Here is a 16,466-nt window from a genome sequence, read left to right on the forward strand (position 1 = left end):
CCTGCACGTGACCTTCTGTCACGTCTGGCCCACCACAGCGGACCCCTACCGGGTGACCACCGGAACCGCCTCGAACGATTGCGCATGCTTACTCGGATCCAGCAACCCGCTCACCTTGAGCCCGACCATCATCAAGCCGGCAAAGATCAGAACGCCTCCGGCCACCCACATTCCGCTGTTCTCCGAACCAGTGGCGTCGGTGAGTCCACCGGTTATGTAGGGCGCAGCGAAACCGGATAGGTTCGCGAGCGAATTGATCAATGCAATGCCGGCGGCCGCTCCGACTCCGGTCAGAAACTCGCCGGGGATCGTCCAGAAGACCGGGTAGGCCGCAAACACTCCGATTGCGGTCAGGGAGATCACGACCATGACAGCGATCGGCGATCCCAGATAGAGAGCGATCGGAACAGTGAGTCCGGCAAGGAATACCGGGGCCGCAACGTGCCACGCCCTCTCATACTTCCGATCCGAATGTCGCGTCCAGTACACCATCGCCAGCGCTCCGAAGAAGAACGGGACGGCCGTGATGAGGCCGGTCTGAAACAGGTTGAAGTCGGTCCCGAACGTCTCCGAGAATCCAGCGATGATCGACGGCAGAAAGAAGCTGAGTGCGTAAATCCCATAGCCGACACCGAATTCCACGAGCGCGAGTCCGAGTACGAGTGGACTGGTCAAGACGCGTCGGAGGGTCCACGGATCGCCCGCTTCGGTTTCCTCTGCATCCGCGTCCATCGTGGCGCTCAGCCACGCACGCTCTTCTGTGTCGAGCCACTTCGCATCGGCCGGCCGATCGGTCAGATAGAACCAGCACACGATTCCCAGGATCACCGCGGGCAGACCCTCGACCAGGAACATGATGCGCCAACCCGAGAATCCCATGAAGTCATGGCTGTACTGCATGATTGCCGTGGACACCGGGGCACCGACAACCGCGGACACCGGAACCGCGAGCGCGAACAGTCCAATCGCCTTGGCCCGCTGGCGGCGCGGGAACCAGAACGTCAAGTACAAGATGACACCCGGATAGAAGCCCGCCTCCGCGATGCCGAGGAGGATTCGCACGACGTACAGCGCACCGGCACTGTTCACGAAGGCCATTGCCATGGCCACGATGCCCCAGGTCACCATGATTCGGGCCACCCATCGGCGCGCACCGAACTTGTGCAAGGCCAGGTTGCTCGGGATCTCGAACAGGAAATATCCGATGAAGAACAGACCCGCGGCAAGGCCGTAGGCAGCTTCACTGAGACCCAGATCCGAACTCATCTCCAGCTTTGCGAACGCGATATTCGTTCGGTCGACATAGTTGATGAAGAACAGAACCGCGATGAACGGGATCAACCGGCGCGACACTTTTCGCATCACGCGCTCGCCGAGTACGTCGATTTCAGCGTCGGCCTGTCCCCCAGGCTTCACGCCGACCTGCTGCTTGTTTGCCATTTCCGTTTCCTCAACCAGTAGCGGACATTTGATGGGTAGCGGAATACCACCCGGATAGATCGGTTTCAGACATGCATCAGCCACTCCGCATCTTCATGAAAGTAAAGAATCGGCAAAGAGGTAGTGAGTGTCTTCAGTTAGGAATAGATGGCATATTCAAGGCCGGCAAAAAAAGCGCCATCTAATCGAATCCTCTCTGGAGTCCCCGTTGCATACCTTCTGGGGCCATAACGATGCTGGACAGGTTGCCGTTAGTGAGTCTTGCATACAATCTGCTGCCCGGTGGTTTCTTTTGCGTTACTTCTGATCGCCCCACCGCGATGTACCGCGTAACCCACCATGGCGATTTGATCCCCTTATCGCAGCACGTGGTTCCCCGAAAATCAGACACTCGGTAACAACGCAGGAAATGGCGCAACAAGCACCAAGTCTTTACCGCTCCGGATACCCGTTCGACGCCCGTAACTGGTCACTGAACCAAAAGGCCACGACTCGCCGCCGTGCCGATCATCCGTGCGCAGCGCCCACATCCGCCGCGCCCTTTCGTCGCCAAGCACCCGGCGCTTCTCCGACAGAACGTTTGAAGGCCCGGTTGAAGGCCGATTCTGATTGATATCCAACGGCATTCGCGGCTTGGGCAACACTGAGTGAACCGTTCTGCAGCAGTCGTGCAGCAAGCTGGAATCGCCATCTGGCAAGGTAGGTCATCGGCGGCACCCCCACGTAGGCGGTGAACCGATCGGCAAAAGACGAGCGGGACATGGCCACCTCGTGGGCCAGTCCTTCCAGCGTCCACGGCTCGGCGAACCGACCGTGGATGAGCCGCAGTGCTGAGCCGACGTCGGGGTCGCGAATGCCGGCCGCCCAGTTGCGAGCGTCCGGGGACAACCCATCGATGTGGGCACGGAGAGCTTCCACAAACATCAGTTCCGACAGTTTCGCCAGCATCGCCTCCTGCCCGGCGTTGCGACCGTCACTCGCCTCGATGGCCGCGTCGAGCAACCGCGACATCCAACCCCAGCTACGGCTCGACACCGGGGCGTGGACCATTCTCGGCAACGATTCGAGCAACGGGTTGAACGGATGCCGGTCACAGGCGAAGTAGCCGCACACGATCCGACAGCGATCAGCGTTCGTATCGCCGTTGATGTCGATCACGAACGGCAAGGCTTCAGTCAACGGCCGGTAGTACCGAGACAGGTCAGGCTGCCCACTGAGGCCTTGAGCCGACGCGAGGAGGTGTGCCTCACCGCTGGAGACGATCACCATCTCACCGGCCCGCAGCAACTGCGCGGGTTCGGGCGCGTCGACCGTCTCGACCCAACAAGAACCAAGAGTCAGGACGTGGAAGGCGATCAGGTGTTCGGCGTCCGCGGCGATCTTGGCAGCGATCACGTCGGTGGGCGGACTCTCGAGAACAAAGGGCGAGCGGGCATCGATGTCGAAGTACACCGCACCGGTCAACCGGACAGCGAGCAAAACGTCGGATAGGACGTCCATGGCGTAACTCCCGGACGATCAGTCAACTCTCCCGGACGTGCGGCAAAGACCGAGCCTCTACGTGGACGTACGGGCAAGTCCTTCGGCGTATTGGTCATTCCCGCACGTCACCGCTGCTTCGTACCGTTCAACTACCCAGTCTCCCACCATGTGAGTCCGTACAGAAGGAGCACACCAAATGTCCGCTATCGAAGCCACCCCGGATGCCGTTCTCTCCGAGTTACGCCAGACCGTTCGCGGCCGGTTGATCGGTCCCGAAGACCCCGACTACGACGAGGTGCGAAAGGTTTACAACGGGGCGATCGACCGCCATCCGGCGGCTGTCGCGTGCGTCGCGGATGTTGCCGACGTGATCACCTGCGTCAACTTTGCGCGTCGCCATCAGATCCCCATCGCGGTACGCGGCGGCGGTCACCACGGTGCCGGGTTCAGCGTGTGGGATGACGCCCTGGTGATCGACTTCCGCACGCAGCGTTCCACCACCGTCGACCCGAAGGCAGGCACCATACGCGTGGACGCCGGATGCACCTGGGGCGACGTGGATCATGCCAACGGGGCCTTCGGTATGGCCACCCCATCCGGATTCGTCTCAACGACCGGAGTTGCAGGACTGACACTAGGTGGTGGTACCGGCTATCTCACAAGACATTTGGGGCTGACCATCGACAATCTGCTCTCCGCAGACGTCGTGTTGGCCGACGGATCGTTTGTGACCGCGAGCGCCGAGAGCCAGCCGGACCTGTTCTGGGCGCTGCGCGGCGGTGGCGGCAACTTCGGCGTGGTCACCTCATTCACATTTCGATCTCATCCCGTCGGTGAAGCCGGTGAGATCATCGGCGGGCCGGTCCTCTACGACATTGCCGACGCCGAAGAGGTCTTCCGGTGGTATCGCGATCTGGTCCCGACGCTGCCCGACGAGTTGAACGGCTGGATCGGCGTCCTGGAGGTCCCCGGCGGGCCACCCTTCCCCGAGGAATTGTGGGGCCGAAAGGTCTGCGGGATCGTGTGGTGCTATTCGGGGCCACATCAGCAAGCCGACCAGGTCATGGCGCCCGTTCGGGATTTCGGCTCACCGCTCTTGGTCGGACTGGCGCCGATGCCGTTTCCCGTGCTTCAGAGCGCGTTCGACGGGCTGCTGCCCACGGGCCTGCAGTGGTATTGGAAGGCCGACATCTTCGAGGAGATCACCGATACCGCGATCGAACTTCACCGTCGGTACGGCGAGGCCCTCCCGTCGCCTCTGTCGACCATGCACCTGTATCCGATCAGCGGCGCTGCCGAGCGTGTCGCCGCGGACGCAACCGCCTTCCCCTACCGCAACGGCGGATGGAACGGAGTCATCGCCGGTATCGATCCCGATCCCACCAATCTGGGACGCATCACCGAGTGGGCCAAGAACTACTGGGAGGAGCTGCACCCGACCTCTGCAGGCGGCGGCTATGTGAACATGATGATGGACGAAGGTCGCGAGCGCGTTCAGGCCGCCTACCGCGGCAACTACGACCGGCTCGCCCGGATCAAGCAGAAGTACGACCCGCACAACCTCTTTCGGATCAACCAGAACATCGCACCGGAGTGATTCTCGGCCAGGTCGGCTACCGGGCCGCGTTCTTGATGAATTCTTCCACTCCCGCAGCAGGTTTGGTGCCGCCGAAGTAGCCGCCGCGAACATGGCGACGTTGGGTGTTGTCGTCGGTGGCCCTGGCCGCGGAGTGCCAGAGGTAGGCGTCGTGGAAGATGATGTCGCCGCGTTCGGCGTAGATCCCGACTTCACCCCGGATCTTCTCGAAGCCCAACGGCATCTCGAAAGGTGGCTTGCGGCCGGTCCGCCCGCCGGAAGGCCGGGCGGTATCCGGAACAGGTACGCCGTTGACGTTGCGGTACGGGGCCGGGGTATCCCAGAGATGACTGCCCGGCACCACCCGCAGGAAGCCGTTGGCCGGACTGGTTCCGTCGACGTGCAGGGTGAATGCCGTACCGGGCCACACATCCAGGCTGGGGCTGGACTGCCAATCCGAATGCCATCCGATCCGGGTGTATCCGGATTCCTTTCCTGGACGGGCATCCTGATAGACAACGCCGTATTGCTCATGATCCCGCAGCCAGGAATCGGGGCCGAGTAATCGATTCATGACGTCCCGCATCACCGGACCGGTGATCGCGGAATCAACAGCGGGCGATACCTCGCTGACGTATTCGACATAGTTGGCGAACTTCTCCGCCTTGGCGGCCTCGTCGAGGAAAATGGTCGACCCGTATCGGGCATCCAATTCCCCGGCGATCACACCCTGTTGCGCGGCAACACATTCCGACTCGATGGCGTCGACGTCGGACGCACTCAACGCACCCCGCAGGGTGGCGTATCCATACATGTCATAGAACCAGACCAGGCCCTCGAGATCGTCGGGACCGAAGACGCCGGGTGTGGAAAGCGGTGCAGCCATGAAGCAGACTTTAGGCCCGCGACGGCAATCCGTCAGCGCAAGTGCCTTCGATCACTCGTCGAACATCAGCTCGACGGCCGATATCCGTGCACGATCGGCCCCAAACACAAAGAGGCCGACACCCTTCCGATCACCGATGACCAGAGCGACGGCAACCGTGTTACCTGCCGCCAGCAGCTTGTGCGACCGGACACCCCGGAGCGATCCGATGACGTGATCAACGCCGATGGCGTCACCATCGAACACCACAACGGGCGCGTTGGGATCCAGATGCCCACGAGCGGCCGGTACATCCCCACGTGAGGCGGCGTCGAGGAAGTTCTCGACGGTCGCCTTTGCCTGCGTACCAACCCGCCGAAACCCCTCGGCAAATCCAATTGCGCCCCGGATCCCTTGATTCCGAAGCAATGCCACGGCCAGCCGCGCCCCAACCGGCACCGCGGCCACACCACAGTGCGCGAACTGCCTGATCATCCCCGGCAGTTCCCAATAGGCGGCGAGCCGCGTGATGTGCAGGTCGCCCCCGCACTCGTACAGGTCGTACCGAATGAAGACCGGCACCCGCAACGTCACCTTCGGCGACATCTCGACTTCGAGTTCGAGGTCACGAATGACGGTGCGCTCACCCACGAAGTCGGCATCGCGATGAAAGGTGATGTTCCGCGGACCGATGAAAGTGTCGTAAAAGCGCCGGATCTCGGAGCCGCCCGCATGAATCCGCGACCCAACCGGATCGTTGACGATGCCACCATCGACGAACAAGCCGACCCACTCGTCACGGTCGTGGGCACCAGCAGCGGCCGGCGAACGTTCAACAAGTGCGAGCATCCGATCCCGGCCGTATGTCGCCATCGGCTGACACCACCTTCCTCAAATCTAGAACGTGTTCTACTCTGAAAGTAGAACACGTTCTACCTGTCGAAGTCGGCGACTTGTAGCCACTCAAGCGAAAGTGATCCTGATGAAAGTTGCTGTGACCGGCGCCGCCGGGTTTGTTGGTCGTAATCTCCTCGACCAGTTGGTCACCCGCGGCGACACCGTGGTGGCCGTCGATCGACACCGCCCGGCCACAGCTCCGGACATCGCAGGCGTCGAATGGGTCAGCGCCGACATCCTCGATCCAGAGGCCTTGACCACCGCGTTCGACGGTGTCGACGTCGTCTACCACCTGGTTGCGGTCATCACCCTGCGCCACAACGACGAAAACGCCTGGCGCATCAACACCGAGGGCGTCCGCAATGTCGCCGAAGCCGCGCTCGAAGCCGGAGTTCGGCGGATGGTGCACTGCAGTTCGATCCATTCGTTCGACCAATACCTCTGCGGTGGACAGATCAACGAGTCGTCCGGCCGCTCCAACGATCCGGCACTGCCGGTGTACGACCGCTCCAAGTGGGCAGGCGAACAGGAATTGCACCGGGTCATCGCCCGCGGTCTCGACGCCGTCATCTGCAACCCCACCGCGGTGTACGGTCCCACCGATCATGCGCCGTATTCACGAATCAACGGGATGCTCCGCGACTCTGCGCGTGGCCGTGTTCCCGCACTCATCACCGGTGGCTTCGATCTGGTCGACGTCCGAGATGTCGCTGCCGGGCTGATCCTGGCCGGCGAACGCGGTGTCTGCGGCGAAAACTACCTGCTGACCGGCGAAATGGTCGAGATGATCGAAGCATTTCGGATGGTGGCTCGCGAAGCCGGGCGCCGTGGTCCGGCTCTCGCGTTCCCGATGGGCTGGGTGCAGGCGATCCTGCCCGTGGCCGAACCGATCTGCAAACTGTTCGGCTCGGACCTCGTATCCAAGGCTGCACTTGGTTCACTGGAGGCTCAGCCCGTGGTCGACGGAACGAAGGCTCGCTCCGAATTGGGTTATGCACCAAGAACTGTCGCCACAACGATGCGCGACTACGCCGACTTCCTCGTCAGCGCCGGACAACTCCAGCGGCGCCGGCCGATCGCGGTGCCGCGACGGACGAAAGCCTTCGCCTGACACCCCGGTCATTCAGTCCTTGGTCACCAATCCGCGACCGGTGATCTGCGGGAGGTCGATCGCGGTGAGAAGTCCGGGCGGAGCGTTCACCACGGCTTCCACCGCGTTCACCAAACGCATTGCGGTGACCAGCATTCCGGAATCGTTGTGATCACCGTTCTCACCGTGGTGCACGAAGTCGACGGTCATCACCGGGTCGCCTTTGATCTCGATGCGGTAGCAGCCATCGCCGTTGCCCGGGCTCGGCCATTCGGGCTGAGCATCGCGCTGTGTCCGGGTGACGTGTTCGAGGACGATGCGCGGCACTCCGTTCACCGTCCCGATCACCTCGAAACGCACTGCGGCCATGGTGTCTTTGGCGATGTGGCACGAGGCGATGTCGTAGTCACTCTCCGCCGGACGACGGTCGATCTTCTCCACCAGCGGCTCGTCGAGGGTGACGTCGAGGCCGGCCGCGAGTTGTCGCACAACCGGCCCCCAGGCCAGCGACAGAACTCCCGGCATCCACAGCATCGACTGGGTGTCCATCGGTTTGCCGAAGCCAAACAGCTCGGTCATGGTCATCGGCTGGTAGTACGTCGCATAGTCGGCGATCTCGGCAACGCGCAGCTCGTCGATCCGCTTCGAGAGCGACGTCATCGCCAGTGGCAGAACATCATTGGCGAAACCCGGATCGATGCCGTTTACGTGCAAAGTGGCATTGCCACCGCGGGCCGCACTGCGGATGCGCTCGTTGAGCTCGGCCGGCAGCACACCGTCGGGGTACACCAACGCAACCGGACCGGAGGAGACCACATTGATCCCGGCGTCGAGGAACCCGATCAGATCGTCGATCGCTTCCATGATGCGGTCGTCGGTCATCGCGCCATGCACGATGCAATCGGGCCGCAGCGCCAGCAGCGCTTCTTTGTCATCAGTGGCCGCGATACCGAGGTCTCGGCCGAGTCCGGCCAGTTCGCCGACGTCCTTGCCGACCTTGTCCGGGTTCGACACCCATACCCCGACCAATTCGAGCTCAGGGCGGGCCAGAACCCCCGCTATCGCCAGCTTTCCGATGGTTCCGGTGGACCACACCACAACACGCAACGACACCACAGACCTCCGAACGCAGGAACTAGAACGCGTTCACCCTAGCCTGCCCACAACCGAAAATGTGCCCTTTTGGCGAACAAAACCCCAGGTGGGGACCGCCAAAAGGGCACACTATCGGGTCAGGAGAAGAGCTTGGGGAGGGTTCCCTCGAAGGCCTCACGCAGCTCGGTGAGCGGCACGGTGAAGGCATCCTGGACCTCGACGGAGTCGCTGCCCTGATCGACGACACCGATGCGGGTCCACGGCATCTGCCGGGCATCGAGCATGCCGCAGAAGCGGACCTCTTCGGAGCGCGGCACAGCGACCAGCACTCGGCCGGTCGACTCGGAGAACAGCCAGACAAACGGATCGGCACCCTCGGGCAACACGATCCGGCATCCGGTCTCGCCCGCCAGCGCGGCCTCGATCACGGTCTGGGCGAGGCCACCCTCGGACAGGTCATGCGCGGCCGACACCAGGCCGTCGCGCGATGCGGCGGTGAGGATTTCGCCCAGCAGTCGCTCACGTTCGAGGTCGACGGCCGGCGGCGTGCCACCCAGATGATCGTGCGCGACCTGCGACCAGATCGATCCGTCGAACTCGTCGTGCGTGTCACCCAGCAGGATCAGCGTCTCGCCGATTTCGGTTCCGAAGCCGGTCGGGATCCGCCGACGGACATCGTCGATCACTCCCAGGACACCGACAACCGGGGTGGGCAGGATCGCCGTGGCACCGGTCTGGTTGTAGAAGCTGACGTTGCCACCGCAGACCGGGATGCCCAGTTGCGCACAGCCGTCGGCCAAACCGCGGACGGCCTGCTGGAACTGCCACATCACCGCCGGGTCCTCGGGCGAACCGAAGTTGAGGCAGTTGGTGACGGCCTTGGGGGTGGCGCCACTGACCACGACGTTGCGGTAGGCCTCGGCCAGCGCCAGCTGCGCACCGCGGTACGGATCGAGGTAGGTGTACCGACCGGAGGCGTCGGTTGCCAAAGCGATTCCGCGACCGGTGGATTCGTCGATGCGAATCATTCCGGAGTCGGCATTCTCGGCCAGCACGGTGTTGCCGCGGACGTAGCGGTCGTACTGCTCGGTGATGAACCGGCGACTACACAGAGCCGGTGACGAGATCATCTCCAGCAGGGTGGCCCGCAACTCATCCGGCGAGACCGGACGCTTGAGGTCTTTTGTGCTCGAAGCGATCACATCGTCTTGCCAATCCGGACGGGTAACCGGACGCTCGTAGACCGGTCCGTCGTGTGCCACGGTGCGCGGCGGCACGTCGACCACGGTTTCGCCGTGCCAGGTGATCTCGAGATGTTCGCCGTCGGTGACGTGACCGATATCGGTGGCCAACACGTCCCACTTACGGCAGACCTCCATGAACGCCGCGACGTTCTCGGGGGCGACCACCGCGCACATCCGCTCCTGCGATTCGCTGGAGAGGACCTCGGCCGGGGTCATGCCGGTGGCCCGCATGGGCACCTTTTCGAGTTCGATGTGCATGCCACCGTCGCCGGCCGCAGCCAATTCCGAGGTCGCGCAGGACAGTCCGGCGCCACCGAGATCCTGGATACCGATGACGATGCCGGCCTTGTAGAGGTCGAGGCAGCACTCGATCAGCACCTTCTCGGTGAACGGGTCGCCCACCTGGACCGCGGGAAGCTTCTTCGGTCGGCCACCAGCACTGTCGTCGAACGTCTCCGACGCAAGGACGGACACACCGCCGATGCCGTCGAGACCGGTCCGGGCGCCGAACAGGATGATCCGGTTGCCTGCACCCGACGCGAACGCCAGGTGTAGATCTTCGACGCGCATGACGCCGGCACAGAGTGCGTTGACCAACGGGTTGCCCGCGTACGACGCGTCGAAGACCGTCTCGCCGCCGATGTTGGGGAGGCCGAGGGAGTTGCCGTAACCACCGACACCGCGGACCACACCGTCGACCACCCGGCGGGTGTCGGGGGCATCGGCCGCACCGAAGCGGAGCTGATCCATGACCGCGATCGGACGGGCACCCATCGCCATGATGTCGCGGACGATGCCACCGACACCGGTCGCGGCACCCTGATACGGCTCGACGTACGACGGATGGTTGTGCGATTCGACCTTGAACGTGACCGCCCAGCCGTCACCGATGTCGACAACACCGGCGTTCTCACCGATCCCGGCGAGCATCGACGACCGCATCTCGTCGGTCGTGGTCTCGCCGAAGTAGCGCAGGTGCACCTTGGATGACTTGTACGAGCAATGCTCGGACCACATCACCGAGTACATCGCCAATTCGGCGGCGGTCGGACGGCGACCAAGGATTTCGCGGATCCGCTGATACTCATCATCCTTCAAGCCCAGCTCACGATATGGCTGCGACTGATCGGGGGTATCGGCGGCGACAGAAACGGTATCTAGGTCTGCACTCACGAGAACAGTCTAGGTGGTGCCGGACCGGCCGCTGACCACGCCGCCTCCGAGGGCCTGCCGTCGGCACGGTTCCCGGTGGTCTGGCGGACCCGAACCAGCCGGGCGCCGGGTAGTCTGTGCCTCGCGCGCCGGGGGTGGCGCGCCGGGGGGACACGGGGGTCATCATGACTGACAGGGCAACTACACCGGGCTCTCGCTCGGCCGTCGCCAAAGCACGCCATTTGTTCGACTTCGGGGTGCTCAGCCTCGGCATCCCCGTCGACACCGAGCAGTACCCGCCCGACCGGGACAAGGCCACACTCGCGTTCACCCGGGCCACCGAATGGGACCCGACACTCGCCGACGCCTGGCTCGGACGGCTCGCCTGCGGGGACAACTCCCCCGCCGTGATCTTGCAGCTGTACCGGACCCGCGCGACTCTCGGTGCGCAGCAGCGACGACTCGGCCTGCCCGCCCGCACACTGTCGGGACGCTTTTCGACCGGCTTGTACATCGACTATCCACTGGCCGACCGGACCGAGGCCATCACCGCCTACGCCGCCACCCTCATCGCGGGCGCCGACCATCAAGGCGCCGAGGACGCGCTCGACGAGGCGGCCGCCACCGTGGCCGGCCGCGCGCCCATCATCGACTACCTCCGGGCCAGCCTGCACTTCAAGACCCAGCGGTGGCCCGACGTCCTGACGTCGCTGTCCGAGTCGGCCTCGTGGTCCGACGCCTACATGAACGCCGGAGCCGATCTCATGGCCGGTTCGGCGTGCGTGCAGATGGGTTTGTTCACCGAAGGTGTCCGGCGGCTCGAGGCCGCCCAGGAAGGCCCGATCCCATCGGCGGCCACCGCGGCGATGTTCACCCACGGCCTGGCACTGCGTGAGCAGGGCTCCGAAACAGCCGCGCGCGAACGGTTCGAGGCCGTCTACTCCCGCGACCCGTCGTTCGCGGCCAACACCAAGGCCCTGTCCGATCCACGATTCCGGCTGGTGATCAACACTGCCGAAGAGATCGACGCACGCACCGACAAGTGGGATCCGGCGTCTGTGCCCGACTCACCGGTCCCCGGCTCCGGCGGCGGCGGCGACCCGGGATTGCTGGCGACCGCCCAGGCCGAACTCGACGAACAGATCGGACTGGAGTCCGTCAAAACCCAAGTCGCCAAACTCAAGTCCGCTGCAAAGCTGGCCAAGATCCGCGCCGACAAAGGACTCGCGACCGGACCTCGCAGCCTGCATCTGGCATTCACCGGTCCACCCGGAACCGGCAAGACCACCATCGCCCGCATCGTGGCGAAGATCTACTGCGGACTCGGCTTGATCAAAACTGATGCGGTGGTGCAGGTTTCACGGCGCGATCTGGTCGGCGAACATCTCGGCAGCACGGCGATCAAAACCTCGGAGGTGATCGATCGGGCGATGGACGGTGTCCTGTTCATCGACGAGGCCTACACCTTGGTCCAGAGCGGCCTGTCCGGCGGTGACGCGTTCGGACGTGAAGCCGTCGACACCTTGCTCGCCCGGATGGAAGACGACCGCGACCGGCTCGTTGTCATCATCGCCGGCTACGACGCCGAGATCGATCGACTGCTGAACGCCAACGAGGGCATGTCGTCCCGCTTCGCCAAACGCATCCGGTTCGACTCCTACAGCCCGACCGAACTGGCCGGCATCGCCGAATTGCTTGCCCGGAAGCGGGATTCGCTGCTCAGCCCGGAGGCACTGCAGGAACTCGAGTTCGCCTGCGGCCCGCTCTATCACCAGATCCAAACAGACCAATCCGGGGCCGGACGCCGTTCCATCGACCTGGCAGGCAACGGCCGGTTTGTGCGCAACGTCGTGGAGAGCGCCGAGGAAGAACGCGAACATCGCCTGACCAGCGGCGAGATCGACCTGGCCGACCTCGACGACGATGCGCTCATGCGGATCGAGGTCGCCGACATCCAGGCCGCGCTGGAGAACGTGCTGCGCTCCCTCCAGCGCAGGCCGGGCTGAGTGCTCAGCCCCGGCGGGTGACCTCGAGGATTGCCTCGGCCAGCTCGGGCCGACAGATCACCAGGTCCGGCAGATAGACGTCGCGCTGGTTGTACTGCAGGGCAAGCCCATCGGTCCTGCTGCACCACAGCCCCTGCGACTTCGCCACCGCCACCGGAGCCGCCGAATCCCACTCGTACTGGCCACCGGCGTGAACGTACGCATCGGCCTCACCCCGGACCACCGCCATCGCCTTGGCGCCGGCAGAACCCATCGACAGAAGTTCACCACCAACGGCCGCTGCGACATCCTCCGAGAAAGCCGGCGGACGCGACCCGCTCACCACCACTCGCGGGACATCCCCACGCGGCGTCGCGGCCAGGCCGACCACAGGCGCGATGGGCTGACCGTCGTTGACGTACGTCACCCCCAGCGCAGGCAACGCCACCGCGCCCACGGTCAGGCCCAGACTGTCTGACGGTCGAGTTCCGCCTCCGGCTCCATCTCCGCGCTCCCAGAGCGCAACATGTACGGCCCAGTCGTTATGGCCCTCGGTGCCGTACTCGCGGGTGCCGTCGACCGGATCGATGATCCACACCCGGTCGGCGTCGAGACGGGCCAGGTCATCGAACGATTCTTCGGACAGCACCGCGTCGCCGGGACGTTCGTGTGCCAACTGTTTCAGCAAGAGCACATTCGCCTGGAAATCGCCGGCGTTGCCGAGCTCTTTGCCGGTCAATCCCGATGTGGCACGCAGGTCGAGCAACAACTCGCCGGCGGCAGTGGCCAACCGACCGGCCAACTCCAGGTCCTTCGGGTTCACAGTCACACGCCCAGGCTACGGCGAATCGACTCGGCAACGTCCCTTGGCGCACCGTCGGTCGGGGTGATGACCACATCCGGATCGGCCGGACGCTCGTACGGTGAGCTGATCCCGGTGAAATGCGGCACCTCACCGCGCCGCGCCTTGGCGTACAAACCCTTGGGATCACGTTGCTCGCACAGATCGAGGGGTGTATCGATGAACACCTCGTAGAACGGGATCCCGCGCTGCGCGTGAATCTCTTTGGCCCGCTGCCGTTCCGCCGAAAACGGACTGATCAATGACACGATGGCCACCGCTCCGGAGTCGGCGAACAGCGCGGCAACCTCTGCGGTCCGGCGGATGTTCTCCCGGCGATCGTCGTCGCCGAAACCGAGGTCGGAGTTGAGACCGTGGCGCAGATTGTCCCCGTCCATCAGATAGGCGGGCCGGCCCTCGGCGACCATGGATCGCTCCAATTCCACTGCTATGGACGATTTGCCGGCACCAGAGAGGCCGGTCAGCCAGAGCGTGGCACCCTGGTGGGCCCGCTGCTGCCGCGTGACCGATGAACTGTGCCAGACCACATGGGAATCACGGCTCACCGGACCGTTGATCATTCCGGCGCCGACCGTCTTGTTCGTCGCCTCATCCACCAGGATGAAGTTACCGGTGTCGCGATGCTGACGATAGGCGTCGAACATCATCGGTTGCGCAATGCGCACCGTGATCCGCCCTATCTCGTTGAGCTGCAGCGCTTGCGCGTTTCCGTCTCGATGCAGCGAGTTCACATCGAGGCGGTACGTGAGATCACCGATGACCGCTTTCGTCTCACGTGTGGCGCTCTGCAGCGTGTATCGGTTACCGGGTTTCAGTGTGGTGTCCTCCGAGAACCAACAGACCATCGCGTCGATGTCGCGGCCGACGTGAGGCCGGTTGCCCGGGCGGGCCAACATCTCGCCGCGGCTGATGTCGATGTCGTCGGCCAGCGAGATCGACACCGCCATCGGCGCGAAAGCCTCATCGATCTTTGTTCCACCCGGACCCCAGATCTCCGACACCGTGGTGGTGAACCCACCGGGCAGTGCCACGACCTCGTCGCCGGGTTTGAAAGTACCGCTGGCGATCGTGCCCGCGTAGCTGCGATGGTCCGTGCCGTCACCGAGTTGTGGCCGGATGACGTATTGCACGGGAAAGCGCGCGTCGATGAGGTTGTGATCGGAGGCGACGTGGACGTCCTCGAGATGCGAGAGCAGTGAACCACCCTGGTACCAGGGCATATTCGTGGACGCATCGACCACGTTGTCACCGCGGAGCGCCGAGACCGGGATGAAGCTGAGGTCGGTGACGTCGAGCTTGGTGGCAAACGCGGAGAACTCGTCACGGATCGTCGCGAACCGCTCTTCGGACCAATCGACCAGGTCCATCTTGTTCACGCACAGCACCACATGCGCGACGCCGAGCAACGATGACAAGAACGCGTGGCGGCGGGTCTGTTCGAGAACACCCTTACGGGCGTCGATGAGGATCAAGGCCACATCCGCGTTGGACGCCCCGGTCACCATGTTCCGGGTGTACTGCACGTGTCCCGGCGTGTCGGCGATGATGAATTTCCGCTTGGGCGTTGCGAAGTAGCGGTAGGCGACGTCGATCGTGATGCCCTGCTCACGCTCGGCACGCAGCCCGTCGGTCAGCAGCGCCAGATCCGCGTATTCGTCACCGCGCGCAGCGCTGGTCCGTTCGATGGACTCCATCTGATCGGTGAAGATGCTCTTGGAATCGTAGAGCAATCGCCCGATGAGGGTCGACTTCCCGTCATCTACACTGCCGGCGGTAGCCAAGCGCAGCAATGCTTTTCGACCGCCGACTGCGGTTCCGGCGGCAAGCGCCTCCTGGTCGACAGTCATCAGAAGTAACCCTCCCTTTTGCGATCTTCCATGCCGGATTCAGAAATGCGGTCATCGGCCCGGGTCGCACCGCGCTCGGTCAGCCTGGTCGCGGCGATCTCGTCGATGACCTGGTGGACCGTTGCCGCATCACTGAGTACGCAACCGGTACAGGTGGCATCTCCGACGGTCCGGAATCGCACCTGCTCGGTGTGAACCTTTTCCCCCGGTCCCAATTCCAAGAATTGCGTTCTGGCCAAGAGCATTCCATCTCGGGACACCACGTCGCGCCGATGCGAGTAGTAGATACTCGGCAGCTCGATCTCCTCGGCGGCGATGTACTGCCAGATGTCGAGTTCGGTCCAGTTGCTCAGCGGGAAGATCCGGATGTGCTCACCCTTGTGATGGCGACCGTTGTAGAGGTTCCACAACTCGGGCCGCTGGGCGCGCGGATCCCACGCACCGAATTCGTCACGGAAACTGAACACCCGCTCCTTGGCGCGGGCCTTCTCTTCGTCTCGACGTGCCCCACCGAAGACGGTGTCGAACTTGTTTTCTCCGATACCGCGGAGCAACGCGGCGGTCTGCAGCCGGTTACGACTGGCGCCCGGGCCCGTCGCTTCGACCACCCGTCCGGAATCGATGTCGTCCTGCACGCGCGAAACAATCAGCCGGACGCCGGTTTCTTCGACCACTCGATCCCGGTAGTCGATCACCTCATCGAAGTTGTGGCCGGTGTCGACATGCATCAACGGGAACGGAACCGGCGCCGGCCAGAAGGCTTTGCGGGCGAGGTGGAACATCACCACCGAGTCCTTGCCCGCGGAGAACAGCAAGACCGGGCGCTGCGCGGTGGCCGCGACCTCGCGGAAGATGTGGACCGACTCCGCTTCGAGCGCGGCGAGGTGTGTGAGTTCGTACCTCGTGCTCACCATCAGGATGACCCTTCGTC

Annotated in this window: 12 protein-coding genes; 3 read left to right on the top strand and 9 right to left on the bottom strand. The window is 63.7% G+C overall.

Features of this window, described 5'->3' with window-relative positions:
• Nucleotides 1–45: 45 nt before the first annotated feature.
• A complete protein-coding gene (locus AC56PL_RS25760) occupies nucleotides 46–1,440 on the bottom strand; it encodes an MFS transporter (protein WP_497155577.1) in 1,395 nt (464 codons plus the stop codon).
• Between the two features lie 507 nt (nucleotides 1,441–1,947).
• Nucleotides 1,948–2,940, bottom strand: coding sequence for a cupin domain-containing protein (locus AC56PL_RS25765; protein ID WP_495517264.1), 993 nt, complete (start codon nucleotides 2,938–2,940; stop codon nucleotides 1,948–1,950).
• A gap of 178 nt (nucleotides 2,941–3,118) precedes the next feature.
• On the opposite strand from AC56PL_RS25765, the gene AC56PL_RS25770 reads away from it, so the two are divergent.
• Entirely contained in the window at nucleotides 3,119–4,519 is a 1,401-nt protein-coding gene (locus AC56PL_RS25770) for an FAD-binding oxidoreductase (protein ID WP_497155578.1), read from the top strand.
• Between the two features lie 16 nt (nucleotides 4,520–4,535).
• On the opposite strand, the gene AC56PL_RS25775 is transcribed toward AC56PL_RS25770, so the two are convergent.
• Entirely contained in the window at nucleotides 4,536–5,384 is an 849-nt protein-coding gene (locus AC56PL_RS25775) for a phytanoyl-CoA dioxygenase family protein (protein ID WP_497155579.1), read from the bottom strand.
• 51 nt (nucleotides 5,385–5,435) lie between these two features.
• Nucleotides 5,436–6,236: a nuclear transport factor 2 family protein gene (locus AC56PL_RS25780; RefSeq protein ID WP_495517261.1), complete on the bottom strand. Its 801-nt coding sequence runs from the start codon at nucleotides 6,234–6,236 to the stop codon at nucleotides 5,436–5,438.
• A gap of 109 nt (nucleotides 6,237–6,345) precedes the next feature.
• Here AC56PL_RS25780 and AC56PL_RS25785 point away from each other — a divergent pair, with 109 nt between their 5' ends.
• The gene (locus AC56PL_RS25785) at nucleotides 6,346–7,371 is read left to right on the top strand and encodes an NAD-dependent epimerase/dehydratase family protein (RefSeq protein WP_497155580.1); all 1,026 of its coding nucleotides are present in this window, start codon (nucleotides 6,346–6,348) and stop codon (nucleotides 7,369–7,371) included.
• Nucleotides 7,372–7,383: 12 nt separating this feature from the next.
• On the opposite strand, the gene AC56PL_RS25790 is transcribed toward AC56PL_RS25785, so the two are convergent.
• Together AC56PL_RS25790 and purL are read right to left on the bottom strand one after the other, a co-directional pair.
• Nucleotides 7,384–8,463: an NAD(P)H-dependent amine dehydrogenase family protein gene (locus tag AC56PL_RS25790; protein ID WP_497155581.1), complete on the bottom strand. Its 1,080-nt coding sequence runs from the start codon at nucleotides 8,461–8,463 to the stop codon at nucleotides 7,384–7,386.
• Between the two features lie 119 nt (nucleotides 8,464–8,582).
• Nucleotides 8,583–10,862 carry a phosphoribosylformylglycinamidine synthase subunit PurL gene (gene purL, locus AC56PL_RS25795; RefSeq protein WP_495517258.1) on the bottom strand — a complete coding sequence of 760 codons (2,280 nt, stop codon included), beginning with the start codon at nucleotides 10,860–10,862 and terminating at the stop codon, nucleotides 8,583–8,585.
• Between the two features lie 164 nt (nucleotides 10,863–11,026).
• On the opposite strand from purL, the gene eccA reads away from it, so the two are divergent.
• Nucleotides 11,027–12,847 (top strand): type VII secretion AAA-ATPase EccA, encoded by a 1,821-nt coding sequence (eccA, locus tag AC56PL_RS25800; protein WP_497155582.1) that lies wholly within the window; start codon nucleotides 11,027–11,029, stop codon nucleotides 12,845–12,847.
• A 4-nt stretch (nucleotides 12,848–12,851) separates the two neighbouring features.
• Here eccA and AC56PL_RS25805 read toward each other — a convergent pair whose 3' ends face one another.
• The 3 genes from AC56PL_RS25805 to cysD are packed head-to-tail and all read right to left on the bottom strand — an operon-like array spanning nucleotide 12,852 to nucleotide 16,449.
• Nucleotides 12,852–13,655 carry a 3'(2'),5'-bisphosphate nucleotidase CysQ gene (locus AC56PL_RS25805; RefSeq protein ID WP_497155583.1) on the bottom strand — a complete coding sequence of 268 codons (804 nt, stop codon included), beginning with the start codon at nucleotides 13,653–13,655 and terminating at the stop codon, nucleotides 12,852–12,854.
• Complete coding sequence (gene cysC / locus AC56PL_RS25810; RefSeq protein WP_497155584.1) at nucleotides 13,652–15,535, bottom strand: adenylyl-sulfate kinase; 1,884 nt, start codon at nucleotides 15,533–15,535, stop codon at nucleotides 13,652–13,654. The genes AC56PL_RS25805 and cysC overlap by 4 nt, the downstream gene beginning before the upstream one ends.
• Complete coding sequence (cysD, locus tag AC56PL_RS25815) at nucleotides 15,535–16,449, bottom strand: sulfate adenylyltransferase subunit CysD (RefSeq protein ID WP_497155585.1); 915 nt, start codon at nucleotides 16,447–16,449, stop codon at nucleotides 15,535–15,537. The genes cysC and cysD overlap by 1 nt, the downstream gene beginning before the upstream one ends.
• Between the last annotated feature and the right edge of the window lie 17 nt (nucleotides 16,450–16,466).

The sequence above is a fragment of the Williamsia sp. Y721 genome, assembly GCF_059683565.1.